This is a genomic window from Anaerolineales bacterium (assembly GCA_016928575.1).
Taxonomy (GTDB): Bacteria; Chloroflexota; Anaerolineae; order Anaerolineales; family RBG-16-64-43; genus JAFGKK01.
The window spans coordinates 14,725-31,223 of the sequence record JAFGKK010000061.1 but is presented as its reverse complement, the minus strand read 5'-3'; the positions used below and the strand labels follow the sequence as shown (position 1 = coordinate 31,223).

Annotated in this window: 14 protein-coding genes; all 14 read left to right on the top strand. The window is 67.7% G+C overall.

Annotated elements, in window-relative coordinates:
- Positions 1–4 precede the first annotated feature (4 nt).
- The 14 genes from nuoH (at position 5) to JW929_07955 (ending at position 16,470) form a co-directional block, all read left to right on the top strand.
- Positions 5–1,222, top strand: a complete 1,218-nt coding sequence (gene nuoH / locus JW929_08020; GenBank protein MBN1439338.1) for an NADH-quinone oxidoreductase subunit NuoH — start codon at positions 5–7, stop codon at positions 1,220–1,222.
- Complete coding sequence (locus JW929_08015; protein MBN1439337.1) at positions 1,219–1,788, top strand: NADH-quinone oxidoreductase subunit J; 570 nt, start codon at positions 1,219–1,221, stop codon at positions 1,786–1,788. The genes nuoH and JW929_08015 overlap by 4 nt, the downstream gene beginning before the upstream one ends.
- A 123-nt stretch (positions 1,789–1,911) precedes the next feature.
- Entirely contained in the window at positions 1,912–2,217 is a 306-nt protein-coding gene (nuoK, locus tag JW929_08010; protein MBN1439336.1) for an NADH-quinone oxidoreductase subunit NuoK, read from the top strand.
- 105 nt (positions 2,218–2,322) lie between these two features.
- Positions 2,323–4,509, top strand: a complete 2,187-nt coding sequence (locus JW929_08005) for an NADH-quinone oxidoreductase subunit L (GenBank protein ID MBN1439335.1) — start codon at positions 2,323–2,325, stop codon at positions 4,507–4,509.
- Positions 4,510–4,618: 109 nt separating this feature from the next.
- Positions 4,619–6,124, top strand: a complete 1,506-nt coding sequence (locus tag JW929_08000) for an NADH-quinone oxidoreductase subunit M (GenBank protein MBN1439334.1) — start codon at positions 4,619–4,621, stop codon at positions 6,122–6,124.
- Positions 6,125–6,205: 81 nt separating this feature from the next.
- Positions 6,206–7,678, top strand: coding sequence for an NADH-quinone oxidoreductase subunit M (locus JW929_07995; protein MBN1439333.1), 1,473 nt, complete (start codon positions 6,206–6,208; stop codon positions 7,676–7,678).
- A gap of 97 nt (positions 7,679–7,775) precedes the next feature.
- Positions 7,776–9,185, top strand: coding sequence for an NADH-quinone oxidoreductase subunit N (locus tag JW929_07990; GenBank protein ID MBN1439332.1), 1,410 nt, complete (start codon positions 7,776–7,778; stop codon positions 9,183–9,185).
- 23 nt (positions 9,186–9,208) lie between these two features.
- Positions 9,209–9,526 carry an AtpZ/AtpI family protein gene (locus JW929_07985; protein ID MBN1439331.1) on the top strand — a complete coding sequence of 106 codons (318 nt, stop codon included), beginning with the start codon at positions 9,209–9,211 and terminating at the stop codon, positions 9,524–9,526.
- Complete coding sequence (locus JW929_07980) at positions 9,504–10,568, top strand: F0F1 ATP synthase subunit A (protein MBN1439330.1); 1,065 nt, start codon at positions 9,504–9,506, stop codon at positions 10,566–10,568. The genes JW929_07985 and JW929_07980 overlap by 23 nt, the downstream gene beginning before the upstream one ends.
- A 43-nt stretch (positions 10,569–10,611) precedes the next feature.
- The gene (locus JW929_07975; GenBank protein MBN1439329.1) at positions 10,612–10,869 is read left to right on the top strand and encodes a F0F1 ATP synthase subunit C; all 258 of its coding nucleotides are present in this window, start codon (positions 10,612–10,614) and stop codon (positions 10,867–10,869) included.
- Between the two features lie 261 nt (positions 10,870–11,130).
- On the top strand, positions 11,131–11,874 hold the full coding sequence (gene atpF / locus JW929_07970) for a F0F1 ATP synthase subunit B (protein MBN1439328.1): 744 nt from the start codon (positions 11,131–11,133) through the stop codon (positions 11,872–11,874).
- Between the two features lie 275 nt (positions 11,875–12,149).
- Entirely contained in the window at positions 12,150–13,715 is a 1,566-nt protein-coding gene (locus tag JW929_07965; protein ID MBN1439327.1) for a UDP-N-acetylmuramoyl-L-alanyl-D-glutamate--2,6-diaminopimelate ligase, read from the top strand.
- Positions 13,716–13,723: 8 nt separating this feature from the next.
- Positions 13,724–15,103 (top strand): peptidylprolyl isomerase, encoded by a 1,380-nt coding sequence (locus JW929_07960; protein MBN1439326.1) that lies wholly within the window; start codon positions 13,724–13,726, stop codon positions 15,101–15,103.
- Positions 15,104–15,405: 302 nt separating this feature from the next.
- Complete coding sequence (locus tag JW929_07955; protein MBN1439325.1) at positions 15,406–16,470, top strand: hypothetical protein; 1,065 nt, start codon at positions 15,406–15,408, stop codon at positions 16,468–16,470.
- Positions 16,471–16,499 lie beyond the last annotated feature (29 nt).

Genomic DNA, 16,499 nt, shown 5'->3' with positions numbered 1-16,499 from the left:
TCCGATGGGCGACCTCTTCACCACGATCACCAATTGGCTCAGCGGCATCCTGGCCGGCTGGGGCGTTCCCGCCGCTGCGACCGCCTGGATCTTCGCCGTCGCGCGGGCCTTTTTGCTCGGGCTTTCGGGCCTGTTATTCGTCGTGTTTCTCATTTGGTTCGAGCGCAAAGCCGTCGCCCGGATGCAGGACCGGATCGGCCCCAACCGCGTGGGCCCCTTCGGCTTGTTCCAGCCCTTCGCCGATCTGCTTAAGCTTGTGTTGAAAGAGGATTTTATTCCGCCGCGGGCCGACCGGCCGCTCTTCCAACTGGCGCCGATCCTCGCGGTGATGGGGGCGGTCGGTTTTTGGGCGGTGATCCCGATCGCGGCCGGAGCCCAGGGGGCGGACCTCGACGTGGGGGTGCTGTTCCTGGCGGCGGCTGCGTCCCTCGGGACGCTCGCGGTCCTCCTGGCGGGGTGGTCCTCGAACAATCCGTTCGCCCTGCTGGGGGCGTTCCGCGCGGTGGCCCAGCTCGTCTCCTACGGGGTGCCGGCCCTGCTGGCGGCCCTCGTTCCGGTGATGCTCAGCGGCACAATGCGCCTGCAGGGCGTCGTCGCCGCCCAGCGGGAGATCTGGTTCGCGGCGGCGGCTCCGCTGGCCGCGCTGGCGTACCTTGTCGCCGCGCTGGCCGAAACGGCCCGCGCCCCGTTCGATCTGCTCGAGGCCGAGTCGGAGATCGTGGGCGGCTTCCACGTGGAGTATTCCGGCATCCGCTTCGGCATGTTTTACGCCGCCGAATTCCTGCACGCCTTCACGGCCGGGGCGCTGTTTGCAGTGCTGTTCCTCGGCGGGTGGCAGGGGCCGGGGGCGGAGGAGCATCCCACCCTGGGGGCGTTGTACTTTGTCCTCAAGGCCTTCGGCGTCTACTCTCTGCTGGTCTGGGCCCGCGGGACTTTGCCGCGCGTCCGCATCGACCGGATGCTCGATTTTTGCTGGAAAGTCCTCACGCCGGCGATGATCGTCCTGGTCGGGACCGTCGCCGTCGTCGGCCGCGCCCTGGCGGAAAATCCCGGATGGGTCCGGACCGCCGCGCTGTGCGGGGCCAACCTGCTCATTGCGGGAGCCGCCGCCGCTTTACTCGGCCGCCGGCCGCGCCCCCGCCGCGACCCTCATGCGTGTGGCGCACTCCGCCAAACGGGGCAGGGCAGGGGCGGGGGCGAGGCGCGGGAGGGGTCCGCATGACCGCCGACCAAATCGTCTTTCTGGGATTCGCCGCCCTCGGGCTCGGACTGGCCCTCGCCTCGGTCCTGCTGCGCAACCTGGTCCGCTCCGCGTTCGCGCTGATCGGCTGTTTGTTCGCCGTGGCGGCGGTGTACGCGCTGCTCGAGGCGTCGCTGTTCGCCGCCGCCCAAGCGGCCGTCTACGCCGGAGCGATCGCCGTGCTGATCGCGCTGGCGGTGATGCTGACCCGGCGCGAGCTGCAGGATCACGCGCCGCAGGCCCACCGCTACGCGCCGCTGGCGGCGGTCCTCGCCGCGGCGGTCTTTGCGGGGACCGCCGCCGGACTTTCCCGGTTCGTTCACTTTAACCTGACCCCCGCGCCCCTCCCGGCCATGGATGCGGTGGCGGAGTTGGGGGAGGCGCTGACCGATCCCGCCCGCTTTCTTGCACCTTTCGAAGCCGTATCGGTGCTGCTGCTCTCGGCGCTGATCGGCGCGGCCCTCGCGGCCGGCGGGACCCGGCCTTCCGAGCGGCCGCCAGGCCGCGAGGAATCGGCGGCGGGTGGAATTGGGGATGGGGAGGGTTGATAAGGAGTCGCCGATCCTTCGGGGCCTAAAAGCCCCTCAGGATGACAACGTGGAAGGCCGATTCCTCGGGGATCGAAGGTCCCTTGGGATGACACAGTAAAGGAAAGGATCCGCCGAATCATGATCCCCCTCAGCTGGTACCTGGTGTTCGCCGCCGCGCTGTTCGCCGTCGGGCTCTACGGCGCGATCGCCCGGCGCAACGCCATTGCGGCGCTGATGGGCATCGAGCTGATGCTCAACGCGGCGACCGTCAACCTGCTGGCGTGCTGGCGCTACTCGGCGCCGGGCCAGATGAACGGGCAGGTGTTTGCGGCGGTCCTGCTGGCGGTCGCGGCGGCGGAAACCGCGGTCGGCCTGGCGTTGATCCTTTCGGTGTACCGCCTGCGGAAAACCGTCCTTCCGGAAGAGACGGATCTGATGAAAGGCTGACCTTACTCTCCGCCTCATCCATTCCCCCCAATCCCCCTTTCCTTCTCCCAACGCATGGTGGGAGAAGGAAGGGGGGCAGGGGGTTGGATGAGGGGCGAAGCGCACATGCTTGCCACGACCGCATTCCTGATCCCTCTTCCTCCGCTCGCGGCTTTCGCCGTGATCCTGCTGTTCACACGCCGGAACCGCGCGCTGAGCACCGCGGCCGCCGTGGGGAGCCTGTTGCTCTCCGCCGCCGGCGCATTTCCTTTAATAATCGGCGCATTGCAGGGCGGGAATCTGGCGCAGAATCCGGTCTCGCAATCGGTCGTCTGGATACCCGGGCCGGCGGCAGTGCGGGTCGGCGTGTTGGTCGACGGCCTGACGGTGCTGATGCTGGCTTTTGTGATGGTCACGCTGCTTGCGATATTCGTCTACAGCATCGGCTACCACCATTTCGGCCGGAACCCGGGTCCGGCGGACGCGCCCGGATTTCCGCCGCGCGGAATGGAGGTCCGGGACGGCGGGCGCATCCGGCGTGTTCCGACCGTGGAGCCGCTCTACGGCCGGTTCTTCGCGCTCCTCTCGCTGTTTGCCTTCGGAATGCTGCTGCTCGTCCTGGCCGACAACCTGGCGTCGTTCTTCGTCGGCTGGGAGGTGATGGGGCTGTGCTCGTACCTGCTGATCGGGTTTTGGTACGGGCGCGAGCGCGCCCGCCGGGCGGCGGTGAAAGCATTCCTTGTCACCCGGATCGGCGACGTGCTGATGCTGATCGGGATGGCCGTGTGCTGGAATTTCAGCGGGACTCTCTCCCTGCGCGAGATCCTTTCGCCCGACAATCTGACTTCGATGGCCGCCGCCCCCTCGGCCGTCCCCGGTTTGAGCGCCGCCGGATTGGCGGGCCTGCTGTTCCTGGCGGGGACGATCGGCAAAAGCGCGCAGTGGCCGCTGCACGTCTGGCTGCCGGACGCGATGGAAGGCCCGACGCCGGTCTCGGCGCTGATCCACGCCGCGACGATGGTCTCAGCCGGCGTGTACCTGCTGCTGCGGACGGCGCCCCTGCTTTGGGTTGCGGGCTCGCCGGCGAGCGGCGCGGCCGCCTTGCTCGGCGCCTCCAGCGCGCTGTTCGCGGCCGCGTGCGCGCTGACCCAGACCGACCTCAAGCGCCTGCTGGCCTATTCGACCGTCTCCCAACTCGGGTACATGGTCGCCGCGGCGGGAATCGGCGCCTCCGCGGCCGCGGCCTTCCACCTGGCGGTGCACGCCTGCTTCAAGGCCCTGCTGTTCCTCGGGGCCGGGTCGGTCGCCCACGGCATCGAACACGGGGCGATGCAGGCGGGGGCGGGCGCGGAGGATCCGCAGGATATGCGCGCGATGGGCGGCCTGGCGGCGCGGATGCCGCTGACCTTTGCGGCGTTCCTCGCCGGGGGCTTCTCGTTGGCGGGGCTTCCGCTGGTCACCTCGGGATTCTGGTCCAAGGACGGCATTCTGACCCGCGCCTTCCATTCCTCGCCGGGCGTTTTCCTCGTCCTGGCGGCCGCGGCGCTGATCACCGCCGTCTACGTCGCGCGCCTGCTGGCGCTGGTTTTCCTCGGCCGGCCGCGCAGCCGGGCGGCGGCGCAGGCCGCCGAGCCGTCGCGCTGGATGCTTGCCCCGATCGCCTTCCTGGTTGTCCCGGCCGTCGCCGCCGGTTGGGCCGGCATCCCGGAGGATTTTCCCGTCCTGGGCGGGATCCTGCCGGATTGGATCGGGCGCCTGACCGCCCAAACCGCGACGCCTTTATCGCCGCAGCGCTGGATTCAAAGCGGTCCGGCGGCCGAGGCCGACGCGTTCGCCCCCGTGGTCCTGGCGGTTTCGCTCCTGGCCGGCACCGGCGGATTGCTCCTCGGCTGGCTCCTGCACCGCCGTTACGGCGCCGGGCGGAAGGATCCGCTCGAGGCGCTGTTCGGGGGCGCGTACGGATTTTTGCAGGCGGGCTGCCGGTTCGACAACCTGTACCGCAAGGTTTTCGCCGAGCCGGCCCGCTGGGCGGCGCGGGTGTTGGTGTCCGAATGGATCGACGGACGGATCCTCGGCGGAATCCTGCGTGCCGCGTGGAAAGCTGCGGGCTCCGCAGGCCGGGTGCTGCGCGGCGCGGTCGATCTTGCGCTGATCAACGGCGCGGCCGACGGAATCGGACGCGCAAGCCGGCGCGCGGCCGGCGGGTTGCGCGCGCTGCAGAGCGGGCGGGTGCAGGAATACCTGCTGATCGCATTTTTTGTTTTCTCGGCCCTGGCCGCGGCGCTGGCGTGGGGAATGTTGAAAGTCCCATAATCTCGCGCCTTCTATTACCTCATCCAAACCCCCAAATCCCCCCTTTCTTCTCCCGGCTTATGCCGGGAGAAGAAAGGGGGGCGGGGGGAAAAGATGAGGAAGGAATACCGTGACCGACTTTCTCTCGCGCCACATCCTCTCGCTTCTCCTCTTCAGCCCCGCGCTGGGGGCGGGGCTGTTGTTCCTGCTGCCCGGCCGCGGAAAGATGCTGAAGGCGTTCGCCTTCGCCGCCAGCTTGATCCCCCTCGGGCTGGCCGCCGCGCTCTGGCTCGGCTACGACGGGGCGGCGGGCGGCTACCAATTCCAAGAGCGGACGGCCTGGTATCCAGCGGTCGGGGCGGAATATTTTCTGGCGGCGGACGGCCTCTCGATCCCGCTCGTCCTGCTCACCGCCCTGCTGACCTCCGCGGCGCTCCTCGCGGCGGCCGGCGTGCGGGAGAACGTGCGCGCCTTTCTGGCCCTCTTGCTGATCCTGGAAAGCGCGGTTTTGGGCGTGTTCCTCTCCCTGGACCTGCTGATGTTCTTCCTCTTCTGGGAGTTCAGCCTGGTCCCGATGTATTTCCTGATCCATTTGTGGGGCGGGGAGAGGCGCGACGCCGCGGCGCTGAAGTTCCTGCTGTACACGATGGGCGGCTCGCTGGGCCTGCTGTTGGCGGTCCAGGCGATGCGGATCGCCGCCGGGACCTTCGACCTGACGGCCCTGGTCGAGAGCTGGCCCGCGCTTTCGCAAGGGATGCTGTTCGGCGCGCCCCTCGCCGCGGTGAAGGGCCTGGCGTTTTGGGGGATGGCGGCCGCCTTCGCGGTGAAGCTGCCGCTTTGGCCGTTCCACACCTGGCTGCCGGACGCGCACACCGAGGCGCCGACCGCCGGTTCGATGATCCTGGCGGGGGTCCTTTTGAAGATGGGCGGGTACGGTTTCCTGCGCGTGCTGCTGCCGCTGTTTCCGGAGGAAACCGCGCGGACCGCCCCATTGCTCGCCGCCCTGGCCGCGGCGGCGATCGTCCTCGGCGCGCTGGCGGCCTGGGCGCAGGCCGACCTCAAGCGCCTGGTCGCCTATTCCTCGGTCAACCATATGGGCTTCGTGGTGCTGGGCGTTGCCGCTGCGGCGGCCCGCGGCGCGGAGGGCGCCTCCGCCGGGCTGGCTTTGCGGGGCGCGGCGCTGCAGATGTTCACCCACGGGCTGAGCGCGGCCGGAATGTTCCTGCTGGTGGGCGTGCTCTACGAGCGGACCCGCACCCGCCGGCTCGAGGACCTGGGCGGCCTCTTCGCGCGCGCGCCTGTATTCGGCGGGATCCTGACCTTCACCGCGATGGCCTCGCTCGGCTTGCCGGGGCTGGGCGGGTTCGTCTCGGAGCTGATGGTGATCCTTGGAGCGTTTCCGGCGTTTCCGCTCGCGGTCGGCGCGGCGGCGGGCGGATTGTTCTTCACCGGCGCTTACGCGTTGAAGGCGATCGGCGGGATCCTGCACGGGGCCCTGCCCGAACGCTGGAAGGATGCGGCGCTCGAAATCGGCGCACGCGAGCAGGCGGCGATGGCGCCGTTGATGATTCTCTCGCTGGCGGTCGGCCTGTGGCCGGGATGGATACTGGGAATGATCGGAACGGCGATACGATGACCTCGCCAGGATCCCCGATCGTAAGGGCGCAGCGTCGCTACGCCCCTCCAGCCGTGGATCGATGGTGAGGCCAGACACACGATGACCTCCTTTCCTCTGCTCTCCCTGCTCGTCTTCCTGCCCATGGGCTCCGCCTTGGTCCTGTTGCTTATTCCGGCCGGGCGGGTGCGCGCCGTCCGCGGATTCGCGCTGACCGTGGGCGCGGCGGCCTTGGCGCTTTCCGCCGCCGCGTACCTTTCCTACGACCTGCGGGCGGGGGGATACCAACTGGAAGAAGCCGCCGCCTGGATCCCGCGCTGGGGGATCGGCTATCACGTCGGCGTCAACGGGATCAGCCTGCCGCTGGTCCTGCTGAATGGAATCGCGGTCTTCACCGGCACGCTCGTCTCGCTGGGGATCGACGAACGGCCGCGGGAATTCTTCGCCCTGCTGTTCTTCCTCGCCAGCGGCGTGTTCGGCGTTTTCGTCGCCCAAGACCTCTTCCTGCTGTTCTTCTTTTACGAGATCGCCGTTTTCCCGATGTACCTGTTGATCGCGCTGTGGGGTTGGCCGAAGATCCGCGAGTATGCGGCGATGAAGCTGACCCTGTACCTGTTCCTCGGGTCGATGGTCGCGCTGATCGGCGCGCTGGTTCTGGTGTTTTCCCTGGCGTCCCCGACCTTCGACCTTCCGGCGCTGGAGGCGGCGGACTTTCCGCCGGACCTGCAGCGGGCGGTGTTCCCGTTCGTCTTCCTCGGCTTTGCGGTGCTGGGCGGCCTGTTCCCGTTCCACAATTGGAGCCCGGACGGGCACGCCGCCGCGCCGACCGCCGTTTCGATGCTGCACGCCGGGGTGCTGATGAAGCTGGGCGCGTTCGCCGCCCTGCGGGCGGGCATCCTGCTGATGCCCGAAGGGGCCGCGTTTCACATGCCGTGGATCCTGGTTCTGGCGCTGGTCAACGTGCTCTACGGCGCGCTGATCGCCTTGGCCCAGACCGATTTCAAGTACGTCATTGCCTTCTCCTCGGTCTCGCACATGGGGCTGGTGATGCTCGGCTTCGCCGCGCTCAACCCCGAGGGCCTGCTCGGCGCCTCGCTGCAGATGTTTTCACACGGCGTGATGACAGCCCTGTTCTTCGCCGTGGTCGGGATGGTGTACGACCGGACCCATGCGCGCGAGATCCCCGCCCTGGGCGGATTGGCGGGCAGGATGCCGCTGGCGGCGGCGGCCTTCCTCGTCGGCGGCCTGGCCTCGATGGGCATGCCCGGGTTTTCGGGGTTCATCGCCGAGCTTCCGGTGTTCCTCGGTTTGTGGCGGGCCTCCCCGGCGGCGGCGGTCGCGGCCGCGCTGGGGATCGTGGTGACGGCGGCGTACATCCTGACGGTCGCGCGCCGCGTGTTCTTCGGCCGCCTGCCCGCCGAACAGGAACGCGGCGCAACGCGCCTGACCGCAAAAGAATCCATGGCGCTCATCCTGCTGATGCTCTTCCTGGTGGGGATGGGGGTGTATCCGGCGTGGATCGCGCCGCTGGCGGAGAGCGGCGTGCAATCGTTGATGAGGATCATCGGAAACTGACAGTCGTCCTCGCCCCAATCCACCGGCCCCTTTCCCCTCTCCCGGCATACACCGGGAGAGGGGAAAGGGGCCGGGGGAAGGGGTGGGGAGGAGAAAAATGTCCCTGCTCCCCGAACTGCTTTTGCTGTTTCTCGCGCTGATCGTCCTCGGGCTGGATCTGATCCTGCCCGAGCGGCGCCGCGCCGCCCTGGGCGCACTCACCGCGCTGGGGACGGCCGGGATTCTTGCGGTTGCGCTGTTGGGCGGCGGCGCGGCGGAGGGCGTCGCCACGCTGAACGCCGACGCGCTGGCGCTCTTCTTCCGCGGCCTGTTCCTGGCCGGTGCGGCGGCCGCCGCGCTGATCTCCCTCGACTGCGAAGGTGTGAGGGATCGCGGCGAATACTACGCGCTCTTGCTGTTCGCGACGATCGGATTGTGCCTGATGGTCTCGGCCTCGGATCTGGTAATGCTGGCGCTGGCGGTGGAAATGGCGGCGGTTCCGCTGTACATCCTGGCGGGGATCCTCCGGCGCGACCCGCGCTCCGCCGAGGCCGGATTGAAATATTTCCTCTTCGGCGCGACGGCCTCGGCGGCGATGCTGTACGGGTTCTCGCTGGTGTACGGCCTCACCGGCGCGACGGACCTGCAGGCCGCGGCGGCCGCGTTGAAATCCGCCGGTTTGCCGGTGCTGTTGGCCGCGCTGCTGCCGATTCTCGCCGGGCTGGGAGTCAAGGTCGCCGCGGTGCCGTTCCACTTCTGGGCGCCGGACGTCTACGAGGGCGCGCCGACGCCCGTGGCCGCGTTCCTTTCCACCGCCGTCAAGGCCGCGGGCTTCGCCGTCCTGCTGCGGCTGTTGGCGGCCGTGTTCCCCGCGCCGGCCGAGGCTTATGGCGGGGCGCTGATTTCCGTCATGGCCGCGGCCGGGATGACTCTTGGAAACCTGCTGGCCTTGGCGCAGAAGAACTTAAAGCGGCTGTTGGCCTATTCCTCCATCGCCCACGCCGGCTATGCCCTGATCGGCCTGGCCGCGCTCACCCCGCAAGGATCGGCGGCGGCCGCCTTCTACCTGCTGACGTATGCGCTTGCCAACCTGGCGGCCTTCGCGGTGGCGGCGCTGGCGGAGCGCGCGGCGGGAAGCGGCGACCTGGCGGCGCTGGCCGGGCTCGGCCGCCGCTCGCCGGCCGCCGCCTGGGCGATGTCGGCGGCGCTGCTCTCGCTGGCGGGGATGCCGCCCTTCGCCGGATTTGCGGCCAAGTGGTTTTTGTTCGCCTCCGCCGCGCAGGCCGGGTTGACCTGGCTGGCCGCGGTCGGGGCGCTGAATTCGGTGCTGGCGCTTTCGTATTACCTCGGGATTCTGAAGGTGATGTTCCTTTCCCGCGCCGCGGACGAACCTCTTCCCCTTTCCGTTCCGCCTGCGACCGCCGCCGTCCTGGCCGCCGCCGTGGCGGGCATCCTCTGGATGGGTGTGGCCGCGTCGCCGTGGTTCGAGGCGGCGCTCGAGGCGGTCCGGCCGCTGTTCGCAGGCTGAGAGGCCGGCGCCGGCGGTTATGTATGTTAGAATTCGCAGCCGTGGCGCAAAACTCCGGCAAGGGCAACCCTCTTCGTTTGTTGGACGAATCGCAAATCGCGGGTCTGACCGCCCAAAGCGGATGCCTGGTGGTCGGCATCGTCCTGGCGGCGCTCGTGGCCGGGATCTGGCTGGACCGGATTCTGGGAACCCGGCCGACGCTGACCCTCGCGCTGGTTCTGGGAAGCATGCCGGTATCGCTCTTCCTGATGTTCCGGATCGCCATGCGGGTGATGGGCCGGAAGGGGAAAGACGCCATGCCGAACGGGAAGGGACGGAATGATTTCGATCCCCAAGCATAGGGGGAAATACGGCTTCAAGCGCTGGATCGTGCTGGGGCTTCTGGCCCTGGCCGCGGGAGCGGCGTTCGTCGGCCCGCGGTGGTACGGGCCGCTGAAGCCGGTCATTCCGACGGTGACTCTCGCCAGCGAGGAGATCTGGCCGGGGGCGAAAATCATCCCGGCTTTCGATCTCGGCTCCTTCCATTTCCCCGGCATCCCCTTCACCAATACGGTCCTCTCCGTACTGCTGGGCGACCTGGTGTTGGTGGGAATCGGACTGTTCCTCGTCCTCCCGTACGTACGCGGGGGCAATCCCCTTCCCTCCAAACTTTACCTCGCTTTCGAAATGCTGTTGGAATACTTCTGGAATTTGGTGAAGAATTCCGTCGGCGTTCGCTGGGCGGGACGCGTCTTTCCGATCGCGATGACGATTTTTCTGCTGATCCTGTGCGCGAACTGGATCAAGATGATCCCCGGCTACGAGGTGGTGGGGTGGTTGAAGCCGGTGGAGGGGGAGCACGGCGACAAAGCCCACCCGGCGGTGCCGCTGGCCGGGGGGTTCTACGCCCTGGATGGATCGGCGGCCGAAGGCGCCGGCGAAGCCGGGCCGAGGTACGAGCTGGTTCCTTTCCTCCGCGGTGCGGCCACCGACATCAACTTTCCGGCTTCGATGGCGGTGTTCACGGTGGGATGCATCTTTGTCTTCGGGTTCTGGGCGCAGAAGGGGGCGTTCCTCGGCAAGTATCTGCCGCTCCACATCACCTTTTCTTCGCCGATGGAAATGATCCTCGGATTCAGCAATCTCCTGGTGGGCGTGCTGGAATTCATCCTCGAATTCGTAAAGATCATCTCGCTCACCCTTCGCCTGTTCGGCAACATCTTCGCCGGCGGCCTGCTGTTGATGATCGTCGGATCGCTGACGGTGGTCGGCGTCCCGGCGTTCCTGGAAGGCTTCGAGTTCTTCGTCGGCACGATCCAAGCCTACGTGTTCGCGCTGTTGACCGTGATCTTCATCCAAATCGCGATGGGCGGCCACGGCGACGGTCGGGAAAGCAAGCATTAAGATCGACGATCTCCAGCGGGACAGCATCATGGAGGAGAGAACGATGACTCAGGATCAATGGGTGTTAATCACCGAAGCCTTCGTCCAGGGCACGCGCTACATCGCCGCGGGGTTGGCCATGCTCAGCACGATCGGCGCCGGATTGGGAGTCGGCATGGCGGCCCTGGGCGGCATGCAGGCGATGGGCCGCAATCCCGACGCGGGCGGGATGCTCCAAACGAGCATGATCCTCGGGATTGTCTTTGCCGAGGCGATCGCCATTTACGCCCTGGCGGTGGCGCTGATCATCGTCTTCGTATGAGGGGTTGCGGAAAAAAGCCTGGGGAGGTTTTTCGGCGGGCGGGCGGAGAAAGCAAAACGGTCTTCATTCTTCTGCGGCTCAAGGAGAATCCTTTGCCGCTCCACTTTCCCGGATATCCCATGACCTGGCCGGGGCGGGGATCGGAAAGGCAAAGCCTGATTTCTCGACCCTTTGCTCAGACCCGAGGGCGGCGGATCGGGAACGGACGGAGCGGGCCGGTCGGCGCGCGAAGCCGCCGGACGGCCGGTTGGAGGTATGGAAATGGAAAAGCTTGGATTAAACCTCGGGACATTGCTGCTCTATACTCTCAACTTCGCCGTCCTGGTGATCATCCTCCGGGCGTGGGTGTTTAAACCGGCGATCAAGGCTTTGGAGGAGAGGCAAAAGAAGATCGCCGACGGCCTATACAACGCCGAGGTGGCGGCCGCCGCCCGGGCCAAGGCGGAATCCGAAGCCCAGCACATCATCAACCAAGCCCAGCAGGAAACCGCGCGGAAACTCCGCGAAGCCGCCGACAATGCCGAGCGGGCGAGCCGGGAAACCCAGGCGGCGGCGGAGAAGGAGACCGCCGCGATACGGGACGCGGCCCGCAAGGAGGCGCTGGCGGAACGCGACCGGATTCTGGCGGAGGTGCGGCCCAAGGTGGCCGCCCTGGCGATCGCCGCCGCCCATAAGCTGATCGGCGAATCGCTGGACGAGAAGCGCCAGCGCGCGTTGGTGGACGAGTTTTTCAGCGGCGTGCGCGACGGCAAGGTCGTCCTGCTCGAGGAAGGCACCGAACGGCTGCCGGCTTCCGGCGCCGAGGTGGTCAGCGCCCTGCCGCTCAGCGAGACCGAGCAAAACTCCATCCGCAAAGAAATGGGCCGGAAGGCGGGCGTGGATATTCCGGTCGCCTTTGGAGTGGATCCGAACCTGCTAGGCGGGCTGAAAATCCGGGTCGGAGACCGCGTGATTGACGGCTCGGTGGCGGGTCAGATCGAAAATCTGCGAAAAACCCTGTTATAGAGCGTCCGGAATCCGCCGCGCGGGACCGCAGGACGGCGGCTTACTCCCCCCTTCCAGCCAAAAAAAGCCGATCGCGGCCGCGGGGTTGTTAATCCGGCGCTAATCCCGCTTTCGATATAATAAATCCTCAAGGAAAAAGCGGTTTTTTGAACCTCCGGTTCGGCCGGAGGTTCTTACGAAGGACCGCCTCCGCGTCGCTGCAGAAGAGCAGACGCGCCGGCCGGGGCGGGGGGCGAATCCTCCGCGGGTATAATCACCTCTTGGATTGCGCCTCGATGCGTCTTTCCCAGTTGATGTCCGACGTCCCGCACGCCGTTTTGCCCCCGGAGGGGGATCCGGAAATCGCAGGCGTGGAGCGGGATTCGCGGAGAATCAGCCCCGGGGAATTGTTCGTGGCGTGCACGGGGGGAACGGTCGACGGCCATCAGTTCATCCGCCAGGCGGTGGCGGCCGGCGCGGCGGCCGTGGTCGGGGAGCGGGGGGAGGAGGCGGCCGGAGTCCCTTTTGTCCGGGTTCCGGACAGCCGCCGGGCGCTTGGACTGATCTCGGCGGCCTGGTTCGGGAATCCCTCCCGCAAGCTGGTGCTGATCGGCGTGACCGGCACCGACGGCAAGACCACCACGGTCAACCTGATCTTCCACATCCTGCGCCGGGCGGGGTTGCGGGCGGGGATGATCACGACGGTCGGCGCGGTCATCGCCGGGCGCGAGGTGGACACCGGGTTCCACGTCACCACGCCGGAAGCGCCCGCGCTGCAGGAATATCTGGCGCGGATGGCGGACGCCCGGCTGACCCATTGCGTGATGGAAGTCACCTCGCACGGCCTGGCCCAGCACCGGACGGCCGGGTGCGAGTTCGACATCGCCGCGGTGACCAACATCACCCATGAGCACCTGGATTACCACGGCACCTTTGAAACCTACCGGGCGGTGAAAGCCGGATTGTTCGCCGATCTGGGGGCCGCTCCGCCCAAAGGCGGATCGCCGGAGCGGCTGGCGGTGCTGAACGCGGACGATCCTTCGTTCGACTATCTGCGCGGGCGGACGAAGGCGAGGGTCTTCAGCTACGGGCGGCGGGCTAAGGCCGACCTCACGGCGGCGGACGTCCGTTCGGATTTGGAGGGATTGCGGATGACCGTCGAGGCGGGCGGGTCGACCGTCCCGGTCCGGTCCGGCTTGCACGGCGTTTATAATGCCGACAACATCCTGGCCGCGCTGGCGGCGGCGTCGGGCGGCCTCGGGATCGGCCTGGAGGCCGCGGCGGCCGCGCTGGCGGAGGCGCCCGGAGTGCCCGGCCGCTGGGAAGTGATCGCCGAGGGGCAGGATTTTCTGGCGGTGGTGGATTTCGCGCATACGCCGAATTCACTGCGCCAGGTTTTGGGGGGCGCGCGCGCGGCCGCGCCGGAGGGGGCGCGCGTGATCGCCGTGTTCGGTGCGGCCGGCCTGCGCGACCGCGAAAAGCGGCGGCAGATGGCCGCCGCCGGTATCGAGCTCGCCGATCTGACGATTTTGACGGCCGAGGATCCGCGCACCGAGAGCCTCGGGGAAATCCTCGAGGAGATGGCCGCCGGCGCGCGCTCCCGCGGCGGGGTGGAAGGCGTGAATTTTCTGCGCGTCCCGGACCGCGGCCGCGCCCTGCGCGAAGCCGTGCGCGCGGCCCGCAAGGGCGACGTGGTCGTTGCCTGCGGGAAGGGCCACGAACAATCGATGTGTTTCGGAGAGGTAGAATATCCCTGGGACGACCGGCAGGCGATGCGCGCAGTTCTGGCGCAGCTTCTGGGCAAGCCCGGACCGGCGCTGCCGGCGTTGCCGACGTCCGATTCGATGAAGGAGGAAAGTTGATCCAACGCATGCTTTGCAATTCCCGGACCGTCCTCGCGGCGCTGGCGGCCGCAGCGGCGCTGGCGGCCTGCCAAACCGCCACCACCACCCCCACGCCGGCGGACCTGCGCGGATTGGGGACCCCGCTCACCACCCAGATGAAGTGGGCCAATCCTCCGCCGATGCTCATCGACAAAACGAAGATCTATATCGCCAATTTCAAAACGGTTAAGGGCGATTTCCGGATCCAGCTCTTTGCGGAACAGGCGCCCTTCGCGGTGAACAATTTCGTGTTCCTGGCCCGCCAGGGATACTACAACAACACCACCTTCCACCGCGTGCTGGCGGATTTCATGGCCCAGGGCGGCGATCCGAGCGGGACCGGGAGCGGCGGGCCCGGCTACACGTTCGACGACGAGATCAGCGAGGACCTGAAGTTCGACAAGCCGGGCGTGCTGGCGATGGCCAACTACGGATCCAACACCAACGGCAGCCAATTCTTCATCACCTTCAAGGAGTATCCGGAATTGGACGGCCGCTACACGATCTTCGGCCAGGTGGTTTCCGGCATGGACGTGGTGCTTTCGATCACGCTCCGGGATCCCTCGGCCAATCCGACCACGCCCGGGGATGCGCTGTATTCGGTGACGATCGAGGAAAGCCCCTTCAGCCTGCTGCCGCCCCCGACGGCGACCGCCACGCTGAAATACCCTCGGCCGACGACGGACGTGAGGTCGCTGGCGACCCTTGAAGTGACCGCCCGCGGCGACCTGTTCACCGGCCCGCCGAACATGGCCATCGATCCGACCCACGCCTACCAGGCCTCGGTCTACACCACCCAAGGCCTGCTGGTCTTCGATCTGTGCGCCGCCGAAGCGCCGCAAAGCGTGAACAACTTCGTGGTCCTGGCGCGGATGGGCTATTGGGACAGCTTCCCCTTCAACTACGTCGAACGGCACAAGTTCCTGCTCACCGGCCAGCCCGCCGGCTTGGCGGAAAGCGACATCGGCTACACCATCCCGCACGAAGCCGGCTGTCCCAACGAGGCCGGAGCCCTCGGCTACTGGCTGGCCGAGGACGGCGAGGATTCCAGCGCCAGCCAGCTCTACATCCTGCTGGTGACCAACAAGGTCCTGGACGGGAAGAACACCGCCTTCGGCCGGCTGGCGAACAAAGAGGCGTTGGACAACGCGAACAAGATCACCACCAACGACCGGATCGTCACGATCCGGATCGACGATCTGGGAGTGGCGCCGACCCCGACCGAAACCCGGACCCCCGGCCCGACCCGCACCGCCACGCCGACGCGCACGGCCACCCCGACCAAAACGTCGACAGCGGATCCGTACGCGACGGCCAGCGCGACCGCGACCGATACCTCGACCGCCACGCCGACGCCGACGGCATAGGCGCGGGCGGCATACGTTCTCCGCAGATCACGGAGCGGCCGGTCTCGGCCGCTTCGTTTTTATCCGGCTTTGGCGGGATGCGGGATGCCCCGCGCCTTCCCCCGCTGTGCGGGGCCGGGATTGCGGTCCTTGATGCCGCGCAGTTGTTCAGGGTCCTCCCGTTTTGTGGATTTTTCCGATCCGGCGGCCGGGTGGGGGGGGAAGACGGAGCGGCTGGGCGGCCCTGCGCTCCTTGCGCGCCGGTTGCACCGCGGACGGATGGGACATACAATGGGCGGACTTTCCGCCGGATGCTTGCGCCGATGTTCATCCCCCGCCGTCACCGCCGCCGCAGGCTTTGGCTGATCCCGGTCCTGGCGTGCCTGCTGGGCTGCCGGGCCGCGGCCGCCGCCGGGGATTCCCTTCCGGCGACTCAGACCGCGCTGGCGCACTCCATCTTCCAATACTCTACATCCGCCGGGGGCAGGTTCCTGTCGGCGACAGCCGCTTCCCCGGATATCCGCGCGGACACGCCGACGGAGAGCCTCTCCCTCCCTCCGGCGGAGACGGCGGCGCCGAGCGGAACGCCGTCGCCGTCCCCGACCCCCACCCACGCGCACACGACCACGCCGCCCGCCGGGAGCGGCGCCACGCGCTACATCGTCGACCCCGATACGCGGGATTACGCGCCGCAGCAAAGGGTCGCCTCCGGTTCGGACGAGTATCAACACAACCGCTGGGAACGGCCCTACACCTCCGGGACGATGGACTATCTCCCGGACGTGGACCTGGTCCGGGCGGAACTGCGGATCGACCCGCCGTGGATCGTCGTGACGTTCTTCGCCTCCGGAACGCGGGCGGAGGGTATCGGCCGGACGATGTACGGCGCCGAATTCGACACCGACCTGGACGGGCGCGGGGATTACCTGATCTGGGGGGCGTCGCCTTCCGGGGTGGAGTGGACGGTGGAAGGCGTGGAGGTGTGGACGGATTTCGACGGGGACGTGGGCGGCCCCTCGCCGCAGATGACCAACGCCCCTTGGACGGGCGGGACCGGGTATGATCAGAACCTGTTCCGCGGCGGGCAGGGGGCCGATCCGGACCTGGCGTGGATCCGCCGCGTGGAAGGGGGGGCGAAGGTCCAGCTGGGGTTCAAGTCTCTCGCGATCAAGAACGCGGCCCATTTTCTGTGGAACGGCCTGGCCGATTTCGGCGTGCGCCGGCCGGATTGGATGGATTACAACGACCGCTTCACCCAGGGCGAAGCCGGTTCGCCGCTGCCGATCCAGCCGGATTATTACCCGCTGGCGGCGCTGTTCGGAATCGACAACACCTGCCGCGACGCCTACGGGTATGCCCCGACGGGCGCGGAAGTGGGATTATGTTGACGTCCCGGAGTCTCCCACGCAAAGAACCG